Source organism: Aquabacterium sp. (assembly GCF_035476535.1).
GTDB lineage: Bacteria > Pseudomonadota > Gammaproteobacteria > Burkholderiales > Burkholderiaceae_C > Pseudaquabacterium.
This window is the reverse complement of sequence record NZ_DATILJ010000125.1, coordinates 1-23,756: the sequence shown is the minus strand read 5'-3', so window position 1 is coordinate 23,756 and position 23,756 is coordinate 1. Positions and strand designations below refer to the sequence as shown.

Annotated in this window: 24 protein-coding genes; 10 read left to right on the top strand and 14 right to left on the bottom strand. The window is 67.3% G+C overall.

Annotation, left to right across the window (positions count from 1 at the left end; genetic code table 11):
- Positions 1-14 precede the first annotated feature (14 nt).
- The 11 genes from aceK to VLK61_RS12545 form a co-directional block, all read right to left on the bottom strand.
- A complete protein-coding gene (gene aceK / locus VLK61_RS12595) occupies positions 15-1,817 on the bottom strand; it encodes a bifunctional isocitrate dehydrogenase kinase/phosphatase (RefSeq protein ID WP_325421651.1) in 1,803 nt (600 codons plus the stop codon).
- A 7-nt stretch (positions 1,818-1,824) separates the two neighbouring features.
- A complete protein-coding gene (gene can / locus VLK61_RS12590) occupies positions 1,825-2,505 on the bottom strand; it encodes a carbonate dehydratase (protein ID WP_325421649.1) in 681 nt (226 codons plus the stop codon).
- Between the two features lie 57 nt (positions 2,506-2,562).
- Positions 2,563-3,744: an isovaleryl-CoA dehydrogenase gene (locus VLK61_RS12585; protein WP_325421647.1), complete on the bottom strand. Its 1,182-nt coding sequence runs from the start codon at positions 3,742-3,744 to the stop codon at positions 2,563-2,565.
- Between the two features lie 188 nt (positions 3,745-3,932).
- Positions 3,933-4,454 carry a MerR family transcriptional regulator gene (locus tag VLK61_RS12580; protein WP_325421645.1) on the bottom strand — a complete coding sequence of 174 codons (522 nt, stop codon included), beginning with the start codon at positions 4,452-4,454 and terminating at the stop codon, positions 3,933-3,935.
- Between the two features lie 47 nt (positions 4,455-4,501).
- Positions 4,502-5,449, bottom strand: a complete 948-nt coding sequence (locus VLK61_RS12575) for a M48 family metallopeptidase (protein ID WP_325421643.1) — start codon at positions 5,447-5,449, stop codon at positions 4,502-4,504.
- Between the two features lie 10 nt (positions 5,450-5,459).
- Positions 5,460-6,233 (bottom strand): lysophospholipid acyltransferase family protein, encoded by a 774-nt coding sequence (locus tag VLK61_RS12570; RefSeq protein ID WP_414636808.1) that lies wholly within the window; start codon positions 6,231-6,233, stop codon positions 5,460-5,462.
- A gap of 5 nt (positions 6,234-6,238) precedes the next feature.
- A complete protein-coding gene (gene gmhB / locus VLK61_RS12565) occupies positions 6,239-6,838 on the bottom strand; it encodes a D-glycero-beta-D-manno-heptose 1,7-bisphosphate 7-phosphatase (RefSeq protein ID WP_325421641.1) in 600 nt (199 codons plus the stop codon).
- A gap of 57 nt (positions 6,839-6,895) precedes the next feature.
- Positions 6,896-9,025: a glycine--tRNA ligase subunit beta gene (gene glyS, locus VLK61_RS12560; RefSeq protein WP_325421640.1), complete on the bottom strand. Its 2,130-nt coding sequence runs from the start codon at positions 9,023-9,025 to the stop codon at positions 6,896-6,898.
- 3 nt (positions 9,026-9,028) lie between these two features.
- Positions 9,029-9,949 (bottom strand): glycine--tRNA ligase subunit alpha, encoded by a 921-nt coding sequence (gene glyQ, locus VLK61_RS12555; RefSeq protein WP_325421638.1) that lies wholly within the window; start codon positions 9,947-9,949, stop codon positions 9,029-9,031.
- Between the two features lie 24 nt (positions 9,950-9,973).
- Complete coding sequence (gene lnt, locus VLK61_RS12550; protein WP_325421636.1) at positions 9,974-11,560, bottom strand: apolipoprotein N-acyltransferase; 1,587 nt, start codon at positions 11,558-11,560, stop codon at positions 9,974-9,976.
- On the bottom strand, positions 11,557-12,444 hold the full coding sequence (locus VLK61_RS12545) for an HlyC/CorC family transporter (protein WP_325421634.1): 888 nt from the start codon (positions 12,442-12,444) through the stop codon (positions 11,557-11,559). The genes lnt and VLK61_RS12545 overlap by 4 nt, the downstream gene beginning before the upstream one ends.
- Positions 12,445-12,575: 131 nt before the next feature.
- Here VLK61_RS12545 and VLK61_RS12540 point away from each other — a divergent pair, with 131 nt between their 5' ends.
- From VLK61_RS12540 to hslU, 5 genes are all read left to right on the top strand, one after another.
- Positions 12,576-13,628 carry a CobW family GTP-binding protein gene (locus tag VLK61_RS12540; protein ID WP_325421632.1) on the top strand — a complete coding sequence of 351 codons (1,053 nt, stop codon included), beginning with the start codon at positions 12,576-12,578 and terminating at the stop codon, positions 13,626-13,628.
- A 112-nt stretch (positions 13,629-13,740) separates the two neighbouring features.
- Complete coding sequence (gene dksA, locus VLK61_RS12535) at positions 13,741-14,517, top strand: RNA polymerase-binding protein DksA (RefSeq protein WP_325421630.1); 777 nt, start codon at positions 13,741-13,743, stop codon at positions 14,515-14,517.
- A gap of 21 nt (positions 14,518-14,538) precedes the next feature.
- Positions 14,539-16,401: an STAS domain-containing protein gene (locus tag VLK61_RS12530; protein WP_325421628.1), complete on the top strand. Its 1,863-nt coding sequence runs from the start codon at positions 14,539-14,541 to the stop codon at positions 16,399-16,401.
- A 78-nt stretch (positions 16,402-16,479) separates the two neighbouring features.
- Positions 16,480-17,028 carry an ATP-dependent protease subunit HslV gene (gene hslV / locus VLK61_RS12525; RefSeq protein ID WP_325421626.1) on the top strand — a complete coding sequence of 183 codons (549 nt, stop codon included), beginning with the start codon at positions 16,480-16,482 and terminating at the stop codon, positions 17,026-17,028.
- Between the two features lie 4 nt (positions 17,029-17,032).
- Entirely contained in the window at positions 17,033-18,367 is a 1,335-nt protein-coding gene (gene hslU, locus VLK61_RS12520) for an ATP-dependent protease ATPase subunit HslU (protein ID WP_325421624.1), read from the top strand.
- Position 18,368: 1 nt separating this feature from the next.
- Here the strand turns inward: hslU and VLK61_RS12515 are convergent, their stop codons facing one another.
- Positions 18,369-19,136, bottom strand: a complete 768-nt coding sequence (locus VLK61_RS12515; RefSeq protein ID WP_325421622.1) for a type III pantothenate kinase — start codon at positions 19,134-19,136, stop codon at positions 18,369-18,371.
- Positions 19,137-19,287: 151 nt separating this feature from the next.
- On the opposite strand from VLK61_RS12515, the gene VLK61_RS12510 reads away from it, so the two are divergent.
- The 5 genes from VLK61_RS12510 (at position 19,288) to VLK61_RS12490 (ending at position 23,070) form a co-directional block, all read left to right on the top strand.
- Positions 19,288-20,112: a GntR family transcriptional regulator gene (locus VLK61_RS12510; RefSeq protein ID WP_325421620.1), complete on the top strand. Its 825-nt coding sequence runs from the start codon at positions 19,288-19,290 to the stop codon at positions 20,110-20,112.
- A gap of 2 nt (positions 20,113-20,114) precedes the next feature.
- Complete coding sequence (locus VLK61_RS12505; RefSeq protein WP_325421618.1) at positions 20,115-20,897, top strand: transporter substrate-binding domain-containing protein; 783 nt, start codon at positions 20,115-20,117, stop codon at positions 20,895-20,897.
- Between the two features lie 128 nt (positions 20,898-21,025).
- Complete coding sequence (locus VLK61_RS12500) at positions 21,026-21,688, top strand: amino acid ABC transporter permease (protein WP_325421616.1); 663 nt, start codon at positions 21,026-21,028, stop codon at positions 21,686-21,688.
- A gap of 6 nt (positions 21,689-21,694) precedes the next feature.
- The gene (locus tag VLK61_RS12495) at positions 21,695-22,336 is read left to right on the top strand and encodes an amino acid ABC transporter permease (protein ID WP_325421614.1); all 642 of its coding nucleotides are present in this window, start codon (positions 21,695-21,697) and stop codon (positions 22,334-22,336) included.
- Complete coding sequence (locus VLK61_RS12490) at positions 22,333-23,070, top strand: amino acid ABC transporter ATP-binding protein (protein WP_325421612.1); 738 nt, start codon at positions 22,333-22,335, stop codon at positions 23,068-23,070. The genes VLK61_RS12495 and VLK61_RS12490 overlap by 4 nt, the downstream gene beginning before the upstream one ends.
- Positions 23,071-23,087: 17 nt before the next feature.
- On the opposite strand, the gene VLK61_RS12485 is transcribed toward VLK61_RS12490, so the two are convergent.
- Positions 23,088-23,444, bottom strand: coding sequence for a DOPA 4,5-dioxygenase family protein (locus VLK61_RS12485; protein WP_325421610.1), 357 nt, complete (start codon positions 23,442-23,444; stop codon positions 23,088-23,090).
- Between the two features lie 100 nt (positions 23,445-23,544).
- On the bottom strand, positions 23,545-23,756 hold a 212-nt coding region (locus VLK61_RS12480; RefSeq protein ID WP_325421608.1), incomplete at its 5' end, for a hypothetical protein.

Below are 23,756 nucleotides of genomic sequence, written 5' to 3'. Positions count from 1 at the left end.
ATGGGCTCCTTCATTCAGGCAGGGGTGGTGGAGACAGCGGGGGGCGACAAGGCAGGCTGCACCTGCCGCTGAAAGCTGAAACGCCGCGGCGCTTCATACGGAAAGACATCGTGCACGTGGCCGGCTTTGATGCGGTCCTTGTGGAGTTGCCAGAACGCCGGGTCCAGCAGGTCGGCATGGTGCGCCATGAACACCTCGCGCACGACCGGGTTGCCCAGCAGAAACGGACCGAAGGTCTCGGGGAACACATCCTTCGGGCCCACCGTGTACCAGACCTCGGCGGACATTTCCTCTTCCTCGTTGCGCGGCTCGGGCACACGGCGGAAGTTGCAATCGCTGAGGTATTCGATCTCGTCGTAGTCATAGAACACCACCTTGCCGTGGCGGGTGACGCCGAAGTTCTTCCACAGCATGTCGCCGGGGAAGATGTTGGCGGCCACCAGGTCCTTGATCGCATTGCCGTACTCGATCACCGCATGCTCGATCTGCTCGCGCGTGGCGTCCTGCAGGTAGATGTTCAGCGGGATCATGCGCCGCTCGATGTAGAGGTGCCTGATGACCAGCACATCGCCATCCTCTTCGATCAGGCTGGGGCAGAAGTGCTTCAGCTCGGCGACCAGCTCGTCGCTGATGCGCGAGCGCGGGAAGGCTACGCTGGTGTATTCCAGCGTATCGGCCATGCGCCCGACACGGTCGTGGGTTTTCACCAGCAGGTACTTGCGCTTGATCAGCTCGCGCGTGGTGTCCTTCTGCGGCGGGTAGAAGTCCTTGATGACCTTGAAGACATACGGGTACGACGGCAGGTCGAACACCAGCATCACCATGCCCTTGATGCCGGGCGCGATGCCGAACTTGTCGCTCGAATGGCGCAGGTGGTAAAGGAAGTCGCGATAGAACGCGTTCTTGCCCTGCTTCTGCAGGCCCAGCGCGGCATAGATCTCCGAGCGCGGCTTGCGCGGCATCAGCGAGCGCAGGAACTGCACATATGCGCTGGGGATCTCCATGTCGACCATGAAGTAGGCGCGCGCAAAGCTGAACAGCATCAGCATGTCGTCTTCGCTGAACAGCGCGGTGTCGATGACCAGCTGGCCCTGCTCGTTGTGCAGGATCGGCAACGCCATCGGCGTCTCGGCGAAGCCGTTGACGATCTTGCCGATCAGGTAGGCACCCTTGTTGCGGTAGAACAGGGACGACAGCACCTGGATCTGGAAGTTCGCGCGCAGCCGGATGTTCACGCCGACCTGCTTGCGCAGCGCGGCCAGCACCTGGTCGACGTCGCGGCCCATGTCCTCGAATTCACGCGCCAATTGGAAGTTATTGACGATGCGCAGCAAGGTGTCGCGCAAGGTCTCGCGCGTCGGGTAGTAGGCGCGGTAGGTCGGCAGCGAGGCCGGCTCGTCGTTCTCGATGTACTCGGTGCTGATCGCCGGCCGCACGAACAGGAAGTCGTTGCGGAAGTAGCGGTGATGCAGGATCTTGGTCGTCACCGAGTTGAAGAAGGTCTCGGCGAGTTCGGGCTGGTGGTGGTTGGTCAGCAGGCCGATGTAGTGCAGCTTGACCTGCTGCCAGGTGTCGCCGGAGAGCTTGCCGGTGTCGAACTCCCGCTGCAGCCGTTCCACCGCCTCGTCGACACGGGTGTCGTAGAACTCGATACGCTCGCGCTGCGCCCGCTGCTGGCCATGCCAGTCGGCGGCTTCGAAGCGCTGCTTGGCGGCGCGGTTGGTCTCGCTGAACAGCAGGTAGTGCCGGTTGAAGCCTTCGAGCATCGCCTGCGCGATGTCGTAGGCCCGCGAGTCGGTCAGGCGATGCGGAAACATCCGGAGATCAGACCGCGTCGGCGGCCGTGCGCTGCCGCCAGCGCTGCTTCAGCTGGGCCAGCGCGGTGTCGTAGGCCAGGCCCACGTCCTCCGGCCGGGCCGCCGTGATGCGCAGGTCTTCCAGCAGGCCGTTGTGCAGGCCATAGACCCAGCCATGCACCACCACCTGCTGGCCACGCTGCCAGGCGTCGTGCACCACGGTGGTATGGCAGACGTTGCGGGCCTGCTCCAGCACGTTCAGTTCGACCAGTGCATCAACCCTCAGCCCATCGGGCAGCCCCGCCAGGAAGCCGGCGTGGGTATCGCGCACGTCCTGCACATGGCGCAGCCAGTTGTCGACCAGTCCGGCGCGCTTGTTGTTCATCGCTGCACGCACCCCCCCACAATTGGAATGGCCGACGACGATGATGTGCTCGACATTCAGCACGTCGACCGCGTACTGGATCACCGACAGCGCGTTCAGGTCCGAATGCACCAGCAGGTTCGCGACGTTGCGGTGCACGAACAACTCGCCCGGCAGCAGGCCAACCAGGTCGTTGGCCGGCACGCGGCTGTCGGCGCAGCCGATCCACAGGTACTGCGGCGTCTGCTGGTTGATCAGCCGGGTGAAGAAACCGGGCTCGCGCGTCTCGGTGGCCGCGGCCCACTGGCGGTTCTTGTCGAAAAGTTCCTGCAGTTCAACGCTCATGGCAGTCGGCGGATGCGCCCGATTTGTTGCAGTGCATCAGAGTTTACGCACCGCCTCTTACATCGTCTCGGCGAACAATTCGCGGCCGATCAGCATGCGACGGATCTCCGAGGTGCCGGCGCCGATCTCGTAGAGCTTGGCATCGCGCCACAGGCGGCCCAGCGGGTACTCGTTGATGTAGCCGTTGCCGCCGTAGACCTGGATGCCTTCGCCGGCCATCCAGGTGGCCTTCTCGGCGCACCACAGGATCACGCTGGCGCAGTCCTTGCGCACCTGGCGCACGTGGTCCGTGCCCAGCTTGTCGAGGTTCTTGCCCACCGTGTAGCAGAAGGCGCGCGCGGCCTGCAGCACGGTGTACATGTCGGCCACCTTGCCCTGGATCAGCTGGAACTCGCCGATGCTCTGGCCGAACTGCTTGCGGTCGTGGATGTAGGGCACGACGTTGTCCATCACCGCCTGCATGATGCCGATCGGCCCGGCGGCGAGCACCGCGCGCTCATAGTCCAGCCCACTCATCAGCACCCGTGCACCGCCGCCCACCGCGCCCAGTACGTTGGCCGCCGGCACCTCGACGTTCTGGAACACCAGCTCGCCAGTGTGGCTGCCGCGCATGCCGAGCTTGTCGAGCTTCTGCGCGATGGAAAAACCCTTCATGCCCTTTTCGATCAGGAAGGCAGTGACGCCGCGCGCGCCCATCTCCGGGTCGGTCTTGGCGTAAACCACCAGCGTGTCGGCGTCGGGGCCGTTGGTGATCCACATCTTGTTGCCGTTGAGCAGGTAATAACCACCTTTGTCCTCGGCCTTGAGCTTCATGCTGATGACATCAGACCCGGCACCGGGCTCGCTCATCGCCAGCGCGCCGACATGCTCGCCGGTGATCAGCTTGGGCAGGTATTTGGCCTTCTGCGCCTCGCTGCCGTTGCGCTTGATCTGGTTGACGCAGAGGTTGGAATGCGCGCCGTAGCTCAGGCCCACCGAGGCCGAGGCACGGCTGATCTCCTCCATCGCGATCATGTGCGCCAGGTAGCCCATGTTGGCGCCGCCGTATTGCTCCGGCACGGTGATGCCGAGCACGCCAACTTCACCCATCTTGCGCCACAGGTCCACCGGGAACTGGTCGGAGCGGTCGATCTCGGCCGCGCGCGGCGCGATCTCGGCCTCGGCGAAGGCACGCACCGCGTCGCGCAGTGCATCGATGTCCTCGCCGAGTTGGAAGTCGAGTCCGGGCAGCGTGCTCATGGGGAGTCTCCTGGGTGCGGTCGAGGATGTGCCGTCGCGGGTGCCATCGCTGATGCCCAACGACTCTGCGGATGGTACGGCCGGCGCGGCCGACCCGGTGCAGATTGACGTTTACGTAAACGTCACATCTTATCCAAGCCTGGCGCTGCTTGGCAAGTGCACGCGCCACGCCCGGGTCGCGGTGCGCGCTATGACTTCTCGCTGCTGCGCGCGGCCTGGGGCGCGCCGCCGGCCGCGCGCCGACGGCTCTTGCCGCGTTCGGCCAGCAGGCGCGCGCAGCGCTCTTCATGCTGACCGATCTCCGACAGCGTCAGCTGCAGGTCTTCCAGCTGGCGCTCGAGCTGCTGGCGGTGCCGGGCCAGCGCCTGCGAGAAGGCTTCGAGCTGCGCCGCGGAGTCCGCTGGCGATTCGTACATCGTCACCAGCTGCAGGATCTCGGTCAGCGAAAAGCCCAGCCGCTTGCCGCGCAGCGTGAGCTTCAGCCGCGTGCGGTCGCGCTGGTTGTAGACGCGGTTGCGGCCGGCCCGCGCCGGCGCCAGCAGACCCACGTCTTCGTAGAAGCGGATCGCGCGGGTCGTGAGGTCGAACTCCTGCGCCAGCTCGGTGATGGTGTAGCTGCGCTCGTCCCGCGGACGGGCGGCCGCCGGGGCTTCTGGTGGGGACGTCTTGGCGGGGCGCGTGCGGGCGCTCGGGCTGGCGGTGCGGGTCATGTCGGCGGCGGGTTGACGTTCACGTCAATGTACCGCGAGGCCGCACTTCAATCGAAGGCCGGCAGGACCTCGGTGCGCAGCAGGCCGCGGCTTTGCTCGTAGTCCGGCAGCACGGAACGCACCACCTCCCAGAACGCCGCGCTGTGGTTCATCTCGCGCAGGTGGGCCAGCTCGTGGGTGACGACATAGTCGATGACCGGCAGCGCAAAGTGGATCAGCCGCCAGTTCAGCCGCACCGAACCGTCGGCGCTGGCGCTGCCCCAGCGGGTGGACGCCGAGCTCAGCGACAGGCGCTTCACGCGCACGCCCAGGCGCTGCGCGAACACCGCGCAGCGCTCCTCGAACACGCGCCGCGCCTGGCGCTGCAGCCAGCTCTGCACCGCCTCGCGGATCTGCTCCTGTGAAGCGCCTTGCGGCAGGCCGACATGCAGCGTCATGCGCGGCACGCCGGGCAGCGCCTGCGCGTCGGCATGCAGCACCGCGCCGGTGGTGCGCGGGTCCAGCACCACGATCACCGTGTCGCCCAGGAAGGGCAGGCTGGTGCCGTCATGCCACTGCACGCGCGTGGCTTGCACCCGCTCGGCGCGCTGCTGCTGTTCATGCAGCTTGCGCAGGATCCAGCCGGACTTGGCCTGCAGCGCCTGCTCGACCTCGCCGACGCCGACCCAGCGCGGCGCACTGACACTCAGGCCCTCGGCGCTGACGACGAAGCCGATGCTGCGCCGGCGCGCGCGGCGGAACTCATAAGCCACGCGGTGCTCGCCCAGCTGGATCTGGCGCTGGGCCCGCGGATGTTGGAAACGGGGTGCACTCTGCACCGGTACGGGCGGGGCGGGCGGGTTCAACACGGGAAGTTCGGCACAGGCCCCCGGCGCGCCGGCCGTGGCGGCACTGCCAAGGGCATTCGGTGAGAGGGTCTCGGCGGGGGCCGGCGACGCCACCCGATCGAACAGCGAAAGCTGCTGCGGGTTCGGGTCGGCTCCGGATCGCACCATGGCCCCGATTCTAGGCAGCAAGAGGGGTGGGTCGCGGATAGGCCTCGGGATCGAGGCGCCGCATCTCGGCCTCGATCCAGGCTTCCACCTGGCGCATCAACTCGTCCGGCTCGCGGCCCTGGGAGGGGATCGGCTGGCCGATCGAGATGTCGACGATGCCCGGGCGCAGCAGGAAACTCTTGCGCGGCCAGCAGCGCGCCGAGGTCACGGCAATCGGCACGATCGGCGTGCCGGTGGTCACCGCGAGCCGGCTGGCGCCGCTCTTGTAGCTGCCCTGGCTGCCGCGCGGCGTGCGGGTGCCCTCCGGGAACATGATGACCCAGCAGCCGCGCGACATCAGCTCGCGGCCCTGCTCGGCGACGCGGTTCCAGGCTTCGGCGCGCCGGCTGCGGTCGATGTGGATCATGTCCAGCCGGCCGATGGCCCAGCCGAAGAACGGGATGTACAGCAACTCGCGCTTGAAGACATAGGCCAGCGGGTGCGACATCAGTGTCGGGAACGCAAAAGTCTCCCAGGTCGACTGGTGCTTGGGCGCCAGCAGCACCGCGGCCGTTTCATCCGCCTTGGTGGGCAGGTGTTCCATGCCCTGCACGCGGTGGCGCACGCCGCAGATCACCCGCGCGCCCCAGATCGACACGCGCAGCCAGCCGGCGCACATCCAGTAGATCGTGGTGCTGCGCAGGAACAGCGAGGCCAGCACCACCGCCAAGGCCCAGGGCATCACGGTCACGCTCAGCCACAGCACGAACAGCGCGGAGCGCAGGGCGCACAGCAGCGTGTTCAGCGGGCTCAATGCAGGTCCCCCGGCGTCGAGATCGGCGCGTGGTCGCGGCGCATCATGTAGTCGGCGAAGGCCGCCAGGTCCTCGTGCACCACCGTGCCCGGCACCAGGGCCAGCACATGCGCGAGCTGCTCTTCGCTCATCAGCTGGGACCGGCCGGTGCGCACCAGGTGCGGCTCGCAGCCGGCGGCCTGGGCCGCCTGCAGGTCACGCAAGGTGTCCGCCACCATCGGCACCAGCCGCAGATCGATGCCGTAGCGCTTGCCGATCTCCTTCATCAGCCCGGGCAACGGCTTGCGGCAATCGCACTGGTCTTCCGGCGTGTGCGGACAGAAGAACACCGCATCGACACGCCCGCCCACCGCCATCAGCTGGCGGTACATGTGTGCATGCACCGCGTTCACCGAGGCCATGTCGATCATGCCGCGGCCGATGCCGGATTGATTCGTCGCCACCACCGTGTGCCAACCGGCGTGGTTCAGCCGCGCCACCGCTTCCAGCGCGCCGTCGATCGGCTGCCATTCGTTCGGCGCCTTGACGTGGTCGTCGCGGTACTCGTTGAGGATGCCGTCACGGCCCAGGATCACCAGCTTGACCACCGGTTGCATTGTTCATCCTCCTCGTCTGACCAGGCGCGGCCTCACCCGCCATCGGGCCTCATGGACTCAAGTGGCCAGGCGGGACAGGTCGGCCACGCGATTCATCGCCGCATGCAAGCCACCCAGCAGAGCCAGGCGATTGCTGCGCAGGGCTGCATCTTCGGCGTTCACCATCACCTTGTCGAAGAATTCGTCGACCGGGCCTTTCAGCGCGGCCAGGGCCTGCAGTGACGCGGCATAGTCGGCGCGCTCGAAGGCTGCGTCCGCAAGGGGCTGCACCGCTTGCAGCGCCTGGTGCAGCGCCGCTTCGGCGGGCTCCTTAAGCAACGCTGGCAGCACCGCGGCGGTTCCGGCGCCTTCGGACTTCTTCAGGATGTTGCCGACACGCTTGTTGGCGGCGGCCAGCGAAGCGGCTTCCGGCAATGCGGCAAAGCTGCGCACTGCCGCCAGACGCGCCGGAAATTCGGCCCAGGGCGGCCGCACGGCGACCACGGCATCGACCTCATGGGCGTTGTAGCCCTGGTCGCGCAGGTAGCCCACCAGGCGCTCGTAGATGAACTGCGCCACCGCCTCGCGGGCGTCGCCATGGCCGCCGGGAAAGGCGGCAAAGGCCGCGTCCACCATCGTCGGCAGGTTCAGCGCCAGGCCGCCCTCGATCAGCATGCGGATCACGCCCAGCGCATGGCGGCGCAGCGCGAACGGGTCCTTGTCGCCGGTGGGCACCTGGCCGATGCCGAACAGGCCGGCCAGCGTCTCGAGCTTGTCGGCCAGCGCCACCGCCAGGCCCACGGTGTTGCGCGGCAGCGCGTCGCCGGCAAAGCGTGGGCGGTAGTGGTCTTCGATGGCCAGCGCGATGTCTTCGGGCTCGCCGTCGTGGCGGGCGTAGTAGCCGCCCATCGTGCCCTGCAACTCGGGGAACTCGCCGACCATGTCGGTCAGCAGGTCGGCCTTGGCCAGCAGCGCGGCACGGTCGGCGGCCTGCGCCAGCGCCGCGCCACCCAGCGCCTGGCCGATGCCGCGCGCAATGGTCCGCACGCGGGCCAGGCGTTCGCCCTGCGTGCCCAGCTTGTTGTGGTAGACCACCTTGTCGAGGCCGGCCACGCGGTCTTCGAGCTTCTTCTTGCGATCCTGGTCGAAGAAGAACTTGGCATCCGCCAGGCGCGGTCGCACCACCCGTTCGTTGCCGCCAATCACCTGCGAGGCGTCGTCCGGCCGGATGTTGCTGACGACGAGGAACTGGTGGGTCAGCTTGCCCGCCGCATCGAGCAGCGGAAAGTACTTCTGGTTGGCCTTCATCGTCAGGATCAGGCATTCCTGCGGCACGGCCAGGAATTCGGGTTCGAAGCGGCACAGCAGCACGTTCGGGCGCTCGACCAGCGCCGTCACTTCGTCGAGCAGCGCGTCGTCGTCGATCGGCGTCAAGCCCTGCGTCGACGCTGCCGCCTGCAGCTGGCGCTGGATCTCAGCGCGGCGCGCGGCGAAGCTGGCGATCACCGCGCCTTCGCTGGCCAGTTGTTCGGCATAGCTGTCGGCATCGCGCAGCGTCACCGGGCTCTGGGCGGCTTCGAAGCGGTGGCCTTGCGTCGTGCGGCCGGCATCCAGGCCGAGCACCGAGACCGGCACCACCGCATCACCGTGCAGCGCCACCAGGCCGTGCGCCGGTCGCACGAAGTTCACGGTGGTCCAGCCCGGGCGGAAGTCCGCACCTTGGCCCTTGTGAAGCTGGTAGCTCATGACCTTCGGAATCGGCAGCTTGGCCAATGCCTCGTCGATGGCTTTCTTCAGGCCTTCGGCCAGCGTGGCACCGGGCACCCGGCTGTCGAGAAACAGCGCTTCGGCCTTGCCATCGGGCGCACGTTTCAGTGAGGGCACGACAGACGCATCAGCGCCCAGCGCGGCCAGCTTCTTCAGCAGCGCCGGTGTCGGCGCACCGCTGGCGTCCAGCGCCACGGCCACCGGCATCAGCTTCTGCTGCTGGGCCTTGTCAGCGGCCTTGTCGGCCACCGCCGTGAGCTGCGCGGCCAGGCGGCGCGGCGACGCAAAGCTCGTCAGGCGGCTGTCGGCGGTGGCCAGGCCCTGGGCCTGCAATGACGCGGCCAGGCCGGACGCAAAGGCTTCGCCGAGCTTTTTCAGCGCCTTGGGCGGCAGCTCTTCGACAAACAGCTCGACCAGCAGGTTCTTCACAGTCGCAGTCATGACTCAGGCCGCCTTCTTCTTGTCGATGTCGGCCAGCACTTCGGCAGCCCAGTCCTTGGGCGCCATCGGGAAACCCAGGCGTGCGCGGCTGTCGACATAACTCTGCGCCACCGCACGCGCCAGGTTGCGGATGCGGCCGATGTAGCCGGCGCGTTCGGTGACGCTGATCGCGCCACGCGCATCCAGCAGGTTGAAGCTGTGGCCGGCCTTCAGCAGTTGTTCGTAGGCCGGCAGCGCCAACTGCTGCGTCATCAGGTGCTTGCTCTGCCGTTCATGGGCGCCGAAGGCCTGCAACAGGAACTCGACATCGCTGTGCTCGAAGTTGTAGGTGCTCTGCTCGACCTCGTTCTGGTGGTAGACGTCGCCGTAGCTCAGGCCTTCCGTCCACTTCAGCTGATAGACACTCTCAACGCCCTGCAGGTACATCGCCAGCCGCTCCAGGCCGTAGGTGATCTCGCCGGTGATTGGCTTGCAGTCGATGCCGCCGACCTGCTGGAAGTAGGTGAACTGCGTGACTTCCATGCCGTTGAGCCAGACCTCCCAGCCCAGGCCCCAGCAGCCCAGCGTCGGGTTCTCCCAATCGTCCTCGACGAAACGGATGTCGTTCTTCTTCAGGTCGAAGCCCACCGCTTCCAGCGAGCCGAGGTAGAGCTCGAGGATGTTCGCCGGCGCGGGCTTGAGCACCACCTGGTACTGGTAGTAGTGCTGCAGCCGGTTCGGGTTCTCGCCGTAGCGGCCATCCTTCGGCCGGCGGCTGGGCTGCACATAGGCGGCCTTCCACGGTTCGGGGCCCAGCGCGCGCAGGAATGTCGCGGTGTGGCTGGTGCCGGCGCCCACTTCCATGTCGTAGGGCTGCAGCAAGGCGCAGCCCTGGGCCGCCCAATAGTCCTGCAGGCGAAGGATCAGTTGCTGGAAGGTGAGCATCGGGGCCCGTGTTGTCTCAAAAGGTCAACCTGCAAGTTTACCGGGCGCGCCCTGCCCAGCGCGCCAGGCCAGCAGCGCCAGCGCCAACCAGGCTGCCAGCAGCAGCGGCCACAGGCCGATCGTCCCCACCCAGGCCACATACGGCGTGCGACCGCTGCGGCCCTGCACCTCGCCGCTGAGGGCGCCGCGGGTGAACGGCGGCAGCCGGGCGCTGACGTGGGCACGGTGGTCGATGATCACCGTGGCACCGGTGTTGGTGGCGCGCAGCATCGGCCGCTGCAACTCCAGCGTGCGCATGCGCGAGATCTGCAGATGCTGGGTAACGGCGATGGTGTCGCCGAACCAGCCGATGTTGCTGAGGTTGGCCAGCACCGTCGGCGCGGTGGCCGGGTCGGTGAAGCGCAGTGCCAGCTCTTCGCCGAACAGGTCTTCGTAGCAGATGTTCGGTGCCACCCGCTCGCCGCGGAGTGCATACGACGGCGCATTCAGCGGCCCGCGGGCAAAGTCGCCCAGCGGAATGTTCATCATCTCGGTGAACCAGCGAAAGCCGGTGGGGATGAATTCGCCGAAGGGCACCAGATGGGTCTTGTCGTAGCGGTAGGGCGTGCCGGCGGCGTCGAGCGCGAGCACCGAGTTGGTGTAGCCGGACTGGAAGTCGCCCAGCGGCACGCCCAGCAGCGCGGCCGGTGCGCCGGGCCGGCGGAAGTGCTCACGCAGCTGCGGCCAGTAACGAGGATCGAAGTCGTTCAGCTGTTCGGGCAGCAGCGGCACCGCCGTTTCCGGCGCGATCACCAGGTCGCCCTGGGCCTGCTGCAGCGCCGCCGCCACCCAGGCCAGCGTGGCCGGCAGGCGCTCGATGACGAATTTCTCGTCCTGCGGCACGTTGGCTTGCAGCAGCGTGACCTTCAGGCTGCCGGTGGCGCGGGTGAACTCGCCCGGGCCGATCAGCGCCGGCAGCCCGAGCAGCACCACGCTGCCCAACAGCCCCGGTGCCGCGATGCGCCAGCCCCGCGCAACGGCACCGGCCAGCAGCGCCGCCGCCCACGCCACCAATGCGCCGATGCCGTAGACGCCGATCCACGGCGCCCAGGCGGCCAGCGGGCTGTCGATCTGCGCGTAGCCGGTGGCTATCCAGGGGAAGCCGCTGAAGATCAGCCCCCGGGCCAGTTCGGTCGCCAGCCAGGCCAGTGTGAACAGTCCGGCATCGGCAAGCCAATGGCCGCGCCTGGCGCGCGCCGCCGCCGCCGTCGCCACAGCCAGGTAGCCCGACAAGACCAGCGCCAGCAGCAGCACCGCCGCGGCGGCCAGCGGCGCCGGCAGGCCGCCATAGCGGTGCATGCTGATGAACAGCCACCACACGCCCGAGGCCACCCAGGTGGTGCCGAAGGCCGCTCCCAGCAGCGCGGCGCGGCGCGGTGTCGCGGCTTGAACTCGCCAGGCCAGCCCGGCGATGCACAGCAGCTGCAGCGCCCAGGCGGCGGTATGCACATAGGCCAGGGTCTGCAGCGCGCCGAGGGCGGCCGCCAGCAGCATATCGGCCGCGGGGGACGCCGCCAGGCGGCGTTCAGCCCAGGCGCCCGATCCGGACCGTTGTTCGGCCCAGGCGCTCAAGCCGGGCCGCCGTTGGCGGCTGGGGCAACGCGCGATACCTTGAACCAGCGCACCGCCCCGCCCCGCGTCAGCATCACGTGGAAGGACAGCTCGTCGAGCTGCACCGCCTCGCCGCGGCGCGGCACCCGGCCCAGCTCATGCGCGACCAGGCCACCGATGGTGTCGAACTCATCGGCCGGCAGCATCACCGCAAAAGCCTGGTTCACCGCGGTGATCAAAGTGTCGCCTGCCACGCGGTGCGAGCCGTCGGCCAGCGTGTAGATGCCGCTCTCGGCGTCGTCGTCGTCGAACTCGTCCTCAATCTCGCCGACGATCTCTTCGAGCACGTCCTCGATGGTGACCAGGCCAGCGGTGTTGCCGAACTCGTCGATGACGATCGCCAGGTGGTTGCGGTTGGAGCGAAAGTCCCGCAACAGCTCGTTCAGGTTCTTCGATTCGGGCACGAACACCGCCGGCCGCAGCAGCGTGCGCAGGTTCAGCTCGGGCGCCCGCTGCAGCTTCAGCAAGTCCTTGGCCATCAGGATGCCGATGATGTTCTCGCGCCCGCCTTCGTAGACCGGAAAGCGCGAATGGCTGGTCTCGATCACGCTGTTGAGCAACTCGTCGTACGGCGCGTCGATGTCCAGGAAATCCATGCGCGGCGCCGCCACCATCACGTCACCGGCGGTGAGGTCGGCCATGCGGATCACGCCCTCGAGCATGATGCGCGACTCGGGCGCGATCAGCTCGCGGTGCTCGGCATTGGCCAGCGTCTCGATCAGCTGGTCCCGTGTGTCGGGCCCGGGCGAGACGAATTCAATCAGCCGTTCGAAGAAACTGCGCTTGCTGCTGGCCGCAGGCGCGGCGGCGTCATAGCGCGACCGACTGGGAGGCGGTTCGGACACGATGGGTGTCGGGAGTGGAAGTGGGCAGAGAATACCCGATGCGCCGCACAAGGCCGACCCTGCGCCGGCAGGATGGGCCAAGCTGGTCTATCCTCGCGGCCCTTGAGCGACAGCGTTACCTGGAGAACCCCATGTCAAACGGACTGATTCCTGCAACCATCCTGACGGGCTTCTTGGGTTCCGGCAAGACCACCCTGCTCAAGCGGGTGCTGACCGAAGCCCATGGCCAGAAGATCGCCGTGATCGAGAACGAGTTCGGCGAAGAGAACATCGACAACGAGATCCTGGTCGCCGATACGAAGGAGCAGGTGATCCAGATGAACAACGGCTGCGTCTGCTGCACGATCCGCGAGGACCTGCGCTCGACGCTGGCCGACCTGGCCGAGAAGCGCCGCAAGGGCGAACTGGACTTCGACCGCGTGGTGATCGAGACCACCGGCCTCGCCGACCCCGGCCCGGTGGCGCAAACCTTCTTCATGGACGACGAGATCGCCGAAAGCTACCTGCTGGATTCGGTGCTGACACTGGTGGACGCCAAGCATGCCGACGGCCAGCTGGACAGGCGCCAGGAAGCGCGCCGCCAGATCGGCTTTGCCGACCAGATCTTCATCAGCAAGACCGACCTGGTGCCCGGTGCCGACGTGGATGCGCTGGCCCACCGGCTCAAGCACATGAACCCGCGGGCGCCGCAGCAGCGCGTACATTTCGGCGAGGTGGACCTGGCCCGGGTGTTCGACCTGCGCGGCTTCAACCTCAATGCCAAGCTCGAGATCGACCCCGAATTCCTCACCGAGGGCGGCCATGACCATGCGCACGATCACGACCACCATGATCACGATCATGAACATGGCGAGCACTGCGACCACCCGCACCACCATGCCCACGACGATGATGTGAAGTCTTTCGTCTTCCGCGCCGAGCGGGCCTTCAACCCCGCCAAGCTGGAGGATTTCCTCGGTTCCATCGTGCAGGTATACGGACCGAAGATGCTGCGCTACAAAGGCGTGCTGTTCATGAAGGGCAGCGATCGCAAGGTCATCTTCCAGGGCGTGCACCAGTTGATGGGCAGCGACCTGGGGCCGAAGTGGTTGCCGGGCGAAAAAAAGCTCAGCAAGATGGTGTTCATCGGCATCGATCTGCCGCGCGACATCCTGTTGCAGGGCCTGGAAGGCTGCCTGGTCTGATCGCCGTTCAGGCAGAAAGGCGCGTGGCTACAATCCGCGCGCCCGAAACGACGCTGCAAAACCACAGGTGTGGGCAGTTAACAGGTATAAAGCCACTGCGAGGAGTCCCGAAGTGAGCAAGACCTCGGAAAAAAGCCCGGCCACCGACAAGCCTGCAGCCACCCGCAAGGGCACTGCGGCCGAGGTGCACGCGCCAGCCCCTGTTTCCGCCTCGGCTGCAGCCAAGACCAGCACCAAACCAGCCCCCGCCAAGACCGCGGTGGCCAAAACCGCCCCAGCCAAGACGGCGCCCGCCAAGAGTGCGGCCCCCACCGGCTCGCATGCGGCGGAGGCCCCGGCGCCCGCCGTCAACCGCTTCGCCGAACGTTTTTCTCCTCCCAAGCCACCCGCCCGTGGATTCCCCGAACCAATGGAAACTGTGAAGCCCGCCGTCAAGGCGGACCCCAAGCTGGCCAACGCCTGGAAGTCCAAGGCCGGCCGCGAGCTGACCGAGCCCGAGTTGATGGCCATGCCCGAGGCCGAGTACATGAACGAGAAGCAGCTCGACTTCTTCCGTGCCCGCCTGCAAGCGCTGAAGGACGACCTGTTGTCCAACGCCGGCGAAACCACCGAGCATCTGCGTGAAGACACCTCCATCGTGCCCGACCCGGCCGACCGCGCGACCATCGAGGAAGAGCATGCGCTGGAGTTGCGCACGCGTGACCGTGAACGCAAGCTGCTGAAGAAGATCTCGCAGTCGCTGGGCCGCATCGAAGCCGGCGATTACGGTTATTGCGACGAAACCGGCGAGCCCATCGGCCTGGGCAGGCTTCTTGCTCGCCCGACGGCGACGCTGTCGCTGGAAGCCCAGCAGCGCCGCGAGCTCAAGCAAAAAATGTTCGGCGACTAAGCGCCCAGAAGACCAGACTCCATGGCGGATCCCAAGGACGGCGAGAGCTTCCTGCGCAAGGTGGTGCGTTTTGTCGCCAACCCGGCGACGGATTGGTCCGACATCAATTCGCGCCAGGAAGACAGCCGCGACACGGACCTGGAGCGCTCCGAGCTCAAGGCCATGGTCGAGCGCAAGCGCCGCAACGACTTCGTGCGCAAGCGCGAATTCGACGTGCTGCGCCGGCTCCGCCGCGAAGGCCTGTCGCCGGAGCAACTGGCCGCCCTGGGCGGCTCGTCGCGCATCGACGACTCCGAAGTGCGGCTGCAGGAGCCCGGCGCGCGCCAGGACCAGCAGGTCAAGGCCAAGATCGACGAGATCGAGCAGCAGATGGTCGGCGAAAGCCTGCGCGCTGCCTCGCCGCCGCCACGCCGCACGCCGGCCTTCTACAACGCGCCGACGCAACCGGTGGCCTTCCAGTCGCATCCGGCAGAAGACGATGCGCCGGCAGACGGCAGGGACCACGACGACGAGCGCCTGCCGGCCTTGCCGCCCCTGCCCGAATTCGATGTGCCGCTGCCGTCCGCGCCGGCCCCGGCGGTGATGGGCAGCGGTGTCGCCCCCCTGAACCCGCCGCCGGTGACGCGCGCCGCGGGCCCGGTGGCCGCCACGCCGGCGCCCAAGCCCGCGCCCGCACCCGCCAGCACCCCGGCTTTCGCCACCGCCAGCGCGGCCATCGACCCCAAAACCGCCAGCAACCGCCAGGCCGGGCCGGGCGCTGACTTCGGCTCGCAGTTTGCGGTGGAAGTCAGCGAGGTGGTGCACGACCCCGAGCTGGACGAAGCGGTGATTGCGTTCGCCAATGCCGATTTCGGCCACTGCGAAGATTCGTTGACCCAGCTCGTGGCCGCAGGCTCCGCGCGCTACCAGCACCCGGAAACCTGGAAGGTGCTGTTCGACCTGTACCGTGCCACCGGACAGCAGATGAAGTTCGAGGGCTTGGCGCTGGAGTTCGCCAACCTGTTCGGCAGCTCGTCGCCGCAGTGGTATTCGCTGCCCAAGCGCGTGGCCGAAGCAGCCGCGGCCGAAGAGCGGCCCAAGGCCGCGCGACCCAGCATCGGCAATGTCGGCTGGGTCAGTGCCGAGGTGCTGGACATCGATGCCGTGGCGCGGCTGCGTTCCGTCACGCTGCAGTTGCCGCTGCCCTGGGTGCTGGACTGGTCCGGGCTGCAGCGCGTCGAGGCTGAAGCGGCGTCGCAGCTCACCGAGCTATTCCGCCAATGGGCCAAGCAGAAAGTGGAGATGCGCTGGCAGGCCGGCGAGCAGTTGCTGAGCACCCTGGCCGAGGCTGCACCCACCGGCGTGCGCGATGCCGACCCGGCGTTCTGGATGGCCCGCATTGAGGCCCTGCGCCTGGCCAACCGGCCGGACCAGTTCGACGAGGCCGCCATCGACTACTGCGTCACCTACGAAGTGTCGCCGCCCTCGTGGGAGCGCACCGACTGCGTGGTGCGCATGGGCGGCGTCTCACATACCACCGCGACGCCGCCGCTGTCCATCGTCAGCGAAGTGTCCACCGGCTTCATGGAATCCAGCCTGCTCGACGACCCGCAGGGCGGCCAGCAGGTGGCCAGCGTCGACCTGTCCGGCCAACTGATCGGCGACATCGGCTCGACGCTGACGCGCATCGACAGCCAGCTGGCCACGGCGCCGCTGGTCAGCGTGTCCTGCGCACGTTTGATCCGCGTCGACTTCATCGCCGCGGGCGACCTGCTGAACTGGGTGCTGTCCAAGCGCAGCCAGAACCGCAGCGTCACCTTCACCGAAGCCCACCGCCTGGTGGCGCTGTTCTTCGGCGCGATGGGCATCAACGAGCACGCGCGCGTGCAGGTCCTGCGCGACTGAAGCCGCAGGCCGCCGCGCCAACGGCGCCTGTGCCGCCGCCACTTGCGGCCAGCCATTTCTCCCCCACTTGAAACACCCATGGAACCCTTCCACGGCACCACCATCATCAGCGTGCGGCGGCAAACGCCGGCCGGCTGGCAAGTTGCGCTCGGCGGCGACGGCCAGGTCACGCTGGGCAACATCGTCGTCAAGGCCAGTGCGCGCAAGGTGCGCAAGCTCTACCGCGACCAGGTGCTGGCCGGTTTTGCCGGCGCCACCGCCGATGCCTTCACCTTGTTCGAGCGCTTCGAGGCCAAGCTGGAGAAGCACCAGGGCCACCTGGTGCGCGCGGCGATCGAGCTGACCAAGGACTGGCGCACCGACCGCGTGCTGCGCCGGCTGGAAGCGATGCTGGCGGTGGCCGACCACGAGGCCTCGCTGATCATCACCGGCAACGGCGACGTGCTGGAGCCCGAACTCGGCATTATTTCTATCGGCTCCGGCGGCGCCTACGCCCAGGCCGCCGCCCGTGCGCTGCTGCAGCACACCGATCTCAGCGCCCAAGACATCGTCAAGCAGGCACTCACCATCGCGGGCGACCTGTGCATCTATACCAACCAGAACCACACCATCGAGACCTTGGGCTGACACCATGAGCATGACGCCACAAGAGATCGTCTCCGAACTCGACCGCCACATCGTTGGCCAATCGGCTGCCAAGCGCGCCGTGGCCATTGCGCTGCGCAACCGCTGGCGCCGCCAGCAGGTGGACGACAAGCTGCGCAGCGAGATCACACCGAAGAACATCCTGATGATCGGCCCCACCGGCGTCGGCAAGACCGAGATCGCTCGCCGCCTGGCGCGGCTGGCCGATGCGCCCTTCATCAAGGTCGAGGCGACGAAATTCACCGAGGTCGGCTACGTCGGCAAGGATGTCGACACCATCATCCGCGACCTGGTCGACATGGCCGTCAAGCAGGAACGTGAATCGGCGATGAAGCGCCAGCGCGCGCGCGCCGAAGACGCCGCCGAGGACCGCATCCTCGATGTGCTGGTACCGCCGCCGCGCCATGAGCTGGGCTTCGGCAACACCGGCGCTCCCGCCGCCGACAACACCGCGCGCCAGGTGATGCGCAAGCGCCTGCGCGAAGGTGCGCTGGCCGACAAGGAAATCGAGCTGGAACTGGCCGAGCCGCGCGGCTCGATGGAGATCATGACGCCGCCCGGCATGGAAGAGATGGCCGAGCAGCTGAAGGGCATGTTCTCGCAGCTCGGCGGCGGCCGGAAGAAGACCCGCAAGCTGCGCATCGACGAAGCGCAGAAGTTGCTGGTCGAGGAAGAAGCGGCCAAGCTCGTGAATGATGAGGACATCAAGACCCTGGCGCTGGCCAATGCCGAGAACAACGGCATCGTCTTCATCGACGAGATCGACAAAGTCACCTCGCGCTCCGAACATGGCGGCGCCGAAGTCTCGCGCCAGGGCGTGCAGCGCGACCTGCTGCCCTTGGTGGAGGGCACCACCGTCAGCACCAAGCACGGCATGGTCAAGACCGACCACATCCTGTTCATCGCGTCCGGTGCCTTCCACCTCGCCAAGCCGAGCGACCTGATCCCCGAGCTGCAGGGGCGCTTTCCGATCCGCGTCGAACTTGGTTCGCTGTCGGTCGACGACTTCGAAGCCATCCTGACCAGCACGCATGCCAGCCTGATCAAGCAGTACCAGGCCTTGCTGGCCACCGAGGGCGTGACGCTGGAGATCGCGCCCGAGGGCATCCGCCGGCTGGCGCAGATCGCCTACGACGTCAACGAGCGCACCGAGAACATCGGTGCCCGCCGGCTGGCCACGGTGATGGAGCGCCTGCTCGACGAAGTGAGCTTCGACGCGCCGAACTTGGGCGGCCAGACCGTGCGCATCGACGCCGCAGCGGTGGATGCCAAGCTCGGAGAACTGGCGCGCAACGAAGACCTGTCCCGCTACATCCTGTAGGTCACAGCGCCAAGCGGTGGGACTGCAGCGCCAGCAGCCCGTCGAAGATCAGTGAATCGACCAACTCGTGCTCGATGTCCAGGTCGGGCGCTACCTTCCAGCCGGCGCCGCCACCGATCAGTGTGACTGGCGGTTCGCCGCATTGCTGTGTCAGGTGCCGGTGCATGCGCTCGATGGCGCCGGTGATCGCATAGGTGCCGCCGCTGGTCAGCGCGTCGCTGGTGTTGGTGGGGAATTTCACCACCTCGCCGGTGGGTACACGCAGGCCGGCGGTGCCGCTCTCCAGCGCCTTCAGCATGATGCCGTGACCCGGCAGGATCAGCCCGCCGAGAAACTTGCCCTCGACGTCTACTGCGTCCACCGTCACGGCCGTGCCGATCATCACCACCAGCACCGGCCGCGAAACGCCGCGTGCCAGCACATGGTGGCGGGCGCCGATCTGCGCAACGAATCGGTCGGTGCCCAGCCGCGCCGGGTGGTCGTAGCCATTGCTGATGCCCGCCGCGTGCGCATTGGAAACCACCCAGCGCGGCTCGATGTCCCACAACTCCAGCTGCTCTTCGACGCGGCGGCGGATCGCATCGCCGGCGACATTGCAGCCCAGCATGCTGGCCGGCGCCTGCAGCCGCTTCCAGTCGCCTTCGGCCAGTTCGTCGATGGTTTCGAGGAACACCGCGCCATGCGCCAGCACCGCCGCACCAGGCTGCGGTGACGCGTACAGCGACCATTTCAGGCGGGTGTTGCCGATGTCGATGGCGAGAAAGCTCATGGGCCGGAGCGTATCAGGCGGTGCCGATGCGGCACCCCGGGATTGGCCCTGCCGTGCAGCCTGGCATTGCGTTTGCATACAAGGCTGATCGACACTTGACGCGCACAAGACTGCGGCACACGCCGCAGCGCGACGCACCAGGAGCATGCAGATGGCCCCCAAAGAGGGCAGCAGTGAGGGCAAACGGCCCGACCAGATCGCCGATCGCATCGTCGATGCCATCCTGGCCGGCCGCCTGGCGCCAGGTCAGCGGCTGGGCGAGCAGGCCCTGGCCGATCTGTTCGGTGTCAGCCGCACGCTGGTGCGCGAGGCGCTGGCCCGCCTGTCGGCACGCGGCATGGTGGAGGTCAACGCGCGGCGCGGCTGGTTCGTCGTGCAGCCCTCGCTGGACGAAGCGCGCGAAGCCTTCGGTGCCCGCCTGGCCATCGAAACCGGCCTGCTGCAAAGCCTGCCCGGGCCGCTGCCACCAGCCACGATCCGCCGGCTGAAGGCCCATGTGGCCGACGAGCGTGCCGCCATCCGCGCCGGCGATGCCGGCGAACGCAGCTGGCTGCTCGGCGACTTCCATGTCTGCCTGGCCGAATGCGCCGGCAACAGCCTGCTCGCCGAGATCCTGAAAGACCTGACCGCGCGCACCACGCTGATCGCCACGCTCTACCAAAGCACGCATGCCGCGGCGACTTCGTGCGACGAACATGCGGCCATCGTCGCTGCGCTGGAGGCGGGCGATGCCGCACAGGCCACTGCGCGGCTGCGCGAGCACATCGACAGCGTGGCACGCCACCTGGGCCAGGACGCCGCGGCCGATGATCCGCTGGCGCCGCTGCGCGCCGCGCTATCGCCGCTGAAGGCCGGAGCCCAGCCCAAGGCCCCCCGCCGCCAGCGCCTGTTCACCGACCTGGTGCCCGGGCCATCCGCCGATCCAGATTCACCCCCCCTCACCCCCCCACGATCCACCGTCCGTTCGGAGACTTGACCATGCAACGCCGTACCCTCCTCCCCGTCCTGCTCGCCGCCACGCTGCTGCCAGCGCTGGCCCAGGCGCAGACCGCGCTGGACACCATCCTCGCGAAGAAGCAGATCACCATCGCGATCCCAACCGACTACCCGCCCTACGGCTTCGTCGGCACCGACCTGAAGCCGCAGGGGCTGGACATCGACCTGGCCGCGCTGATTGCGGCCAAGCTCGGCGTCTCGCTGGAATTGCTGCCGGTGATCAGCGCCAACCGCATCCCCTACCTGCAGACCAAGAAGGCCGACCTGGTGATCTCCACACTGGGCAAGAACGCCGAGCGCGAGAAGGTCATCGACTTCTCGATCGCCTACTCGCCGTTCTTCCAGGCGGTGTTCGCACCCAAGACGCTGGCCATCAAGACCCCGGCCGACCTGACCGGCAAGACCGTGGGCGTGACCCGCGGCGCGATGGAGGACATCGAACTCGCCAAGGTGGCGCCACCGAACCTGGACGTCAAGCGCTTCGAGGACAACAACGCCACCGTGGCCGCCTTCGTCTCCGGCCAGGTGCAGGTGATCGCCACCGGCGCCCAGGTGGCCGGCGCGATGATGGCCAAGAACCCGCAGTTGGGCACCGAATACAAGTTCGTGCTGAAGGATTCGCCGAACTTCGTCGGCATTGCCAAGGGCGAAGACAAGCTGCGCGCCAAGGTCAACGAGATCATCGCCGGCGCCAAGGCCTCGGGTGAACTCGACAAGATGGCCGTGAAGTGGCTGGGCCGCCCGACTGGCGATCTCCCGAATTGACCAGCCCACCCCCGGAGCGCCTTCGGCGCTTCCCCCTCAAGGGGGCGGCCACCTGCGGACCGGCAAAGCCGGATCCGCGATGGCCACTTGGGAACTTGGCCCGCGCATGATTTGGTGGTGTAGCGACGATGATTACTTTTGATTTCGGCGCGGTACTCGTCGACTGGCCGCTGCTGCTGCGCGGCGCGGGCATGACGGTGCTGCTGACGGCGGTTTCGGCAACGCTGGGCCTCGCACTCGGCGTGGCCTGCGCCTGGGCGCGGCTGAACGGCGCGCTGCCGCTGCGCTGGGCGGCCACGACCTACATCGAGCTGATCCGCAACACGCCCTTCATCGTGCAGCTGTTCTTCGTGTTCTTCGGCCTGCCCAGCCTGGGCGTGAAGCTGACGCCGGAATGGGCCGCGGTGATCGCGATGGTGATCAACCTGGGTGCCTATGCCGGCGAAATCGCCCGAGCCGGCATCCAGGCCACGCCGCGGGGCCAGATCGAAGCGGCGCGTTCGCTGGCGCTGAGCGAAGCGCAGGTGTTCATTCGCGTGGTGCTGCCGCCGGCGCTGGCCCGCGTGTGGCCGGCGATGGTCGGCCAGATCATCATCGTGATGCTGGGCTCGGCCGTCTGCGGCCAGATCGCGACGCAGGAACTGAGCTACAGCGCCAACCTGATCCACAGCCGCAACTTCCGCGCTTTCGAAGCCACCTTCATCGCCACCGGCATGTACCTGCTGCTGGCGGTGCTGCTGCGGCAAGCGTTGCAATGGGCCGGGACGCGTCTTTTGACCGTCAGAAAATGAGCTGCCATGGTTGACTTCAGTCTCTGGGACATCCTGCGCAACCTGCTGCTGGCTGCGCGTTGGACCGTCTTGTTGTCATTGGTGGCCTTCATCGGCGGCGGGCTGGTCGGCGCGGCCCTGCTGATCGCCCGCATCGCCAAGCTGCCCGGCGCCGAACGCGGCGTGAGCCTGTACGTGCAACTGTTCCAGGGCACACCGCTGCTGATGCAGCTGTTCCTGGCCTACTTCGGCCTGGCCTTGCTGGGGCTGAACGTGCCGGCCTGGGCCGCGGCCGGCCTGGCGTTGACGCTGTACAGCAGTGCGTTCCTGACGGAGATCTGGCGCGGCTGCGTGCTCGCGATCCCCAAGGGCCAGTGGGAGGCCGCCGACAGCCTGGCACTGAACCTGCGCGAAAAGCTGCTGCACGTGGTCGGCCCGCAGGCGCTGCGCATCGGCGTGGCACCCACCGTCGGCTTCGCGGTGCAGGTGATCAAGGGCACGGCGCTGGCCTCGGTGCTGGGCTTCATCGAACTCACCAAGGCCGGCACGATGATCAGCAACGCCACCTTCCGCCCCTTCACCGTCTATGCCTTCGTCGCGCTGCTGTACTTCGCGCTGTGCTTCCCCGTCTCGGCCTATGCCCACCGCCTGGAAAGAAAACTGAAATGAACGCCATTGTTCAAATCGACGCGCTGCGCAAGCGTTACGGCGACAACGAGGTGCTCAAGGGCATCGACCTGACGGTGAGCCGCGGCGAGGTGATTGCCATCATCGGCAAGAGCGGCTCGGGCAAGAGCACGCTGCTTCGCTGCATCAATGGCCTGGAGGTGTTCCAGGAAGGTTCGCTCACCGTGGACGGCAAGCCGCTGCTGCACGACAGCCCCATGGCCATGCGCGAGCTGCGCCAGCACGTGGGCATGATCTTCCAGGGCTTCAACCTGTTCCCTCACCTCACGGTGGGCCGCAACATCATGCTGGCGCCGACGCTGGTGAAGAAAAAGAACGGCACAGCGGCGGCCGACCTGGCAAGAAAGCTGCTGGCGCGCGTGGGCCTGGCCGAGAAATTCGACGCCATGCCCGACCAGCTCTCCGGCGGGCAGCAGCAGCGCGTGGCGATCGCCCGCGCGCTGGCGATGGAGCCGGCTGTGCTGCTGTGCGACGAGATTACCAGCGCACTCGACCCCGAACTGGTGGGTGAAGTGCTGCGTGTGGTGGAAAGCCTGGCCGACGAGGGCATGACCCTGCTCATGGTCACCCACGAGATGAGTTTCGCCCGCAAGGTGAGCGACCGCGTGATTTTCATGCACCAGGGCAAGGTGCACGAGATGGGGCCGCCGCAACAGCTCTTCGGCAGCCCGCAGACCCCCGAGCTGAAGCAGTTCCTCTCGTCGCTCAACGACTGAGGGGCACCCCACCGCCTTTACGACTCGCGCTGCCGGAACATGGCCAGGTTGAGCGGCCACTCGTTGCCCAGCCAATAGGCGTGGGCGGTGTGGTCGGCGAGGTCATCGCCCGTCAAGCCGTGCACGAAGACGTCCAGGCCGCGGCGATGCTCGTCGAGCCAGGGGATGACCTGCTCGAACTCGGCCGCGCTGAAGGCCAACTGGCAACTCCAGCAAGGATGCGGGCCCACCAGCTTCTCGTGCACGCGCCCGACCTGCACCTTGAACAGCCCGCCCGCCTCTTCCACCAGCGCCCGCGCCTGGGCCACCGACTCGGGACCGAAGTACACGTGGGCGTGGTAAGCCTTGTGGATGTTCTGGGGGCGGCGTGGCATGCCGCCAAGGTTAGCGCCTTTCCCATCGCCTGTCCCCCCGTGTCGACGCTCAGTCGCGAAGGAACTCGTTCATGGCCTCATCTCGGAGGGGACGATGGGATCAGGGATTGGCCACTCCCGCACAGGCCCGGCTGTCGACGGCGACCACGAATTCGAAATACTGGCGCGGCTTGCCGCCCACGTGGGGCAGCGGCACCCACCACAGCCACCATTCGGTGTTCGAGCTATGCACGCGCACCGGCAGCGCCTTGATCTCGCAGGCACCGACACGCACATCCGCGCGGCGCACCCGCGGCGCCCACTGCGAGGCCC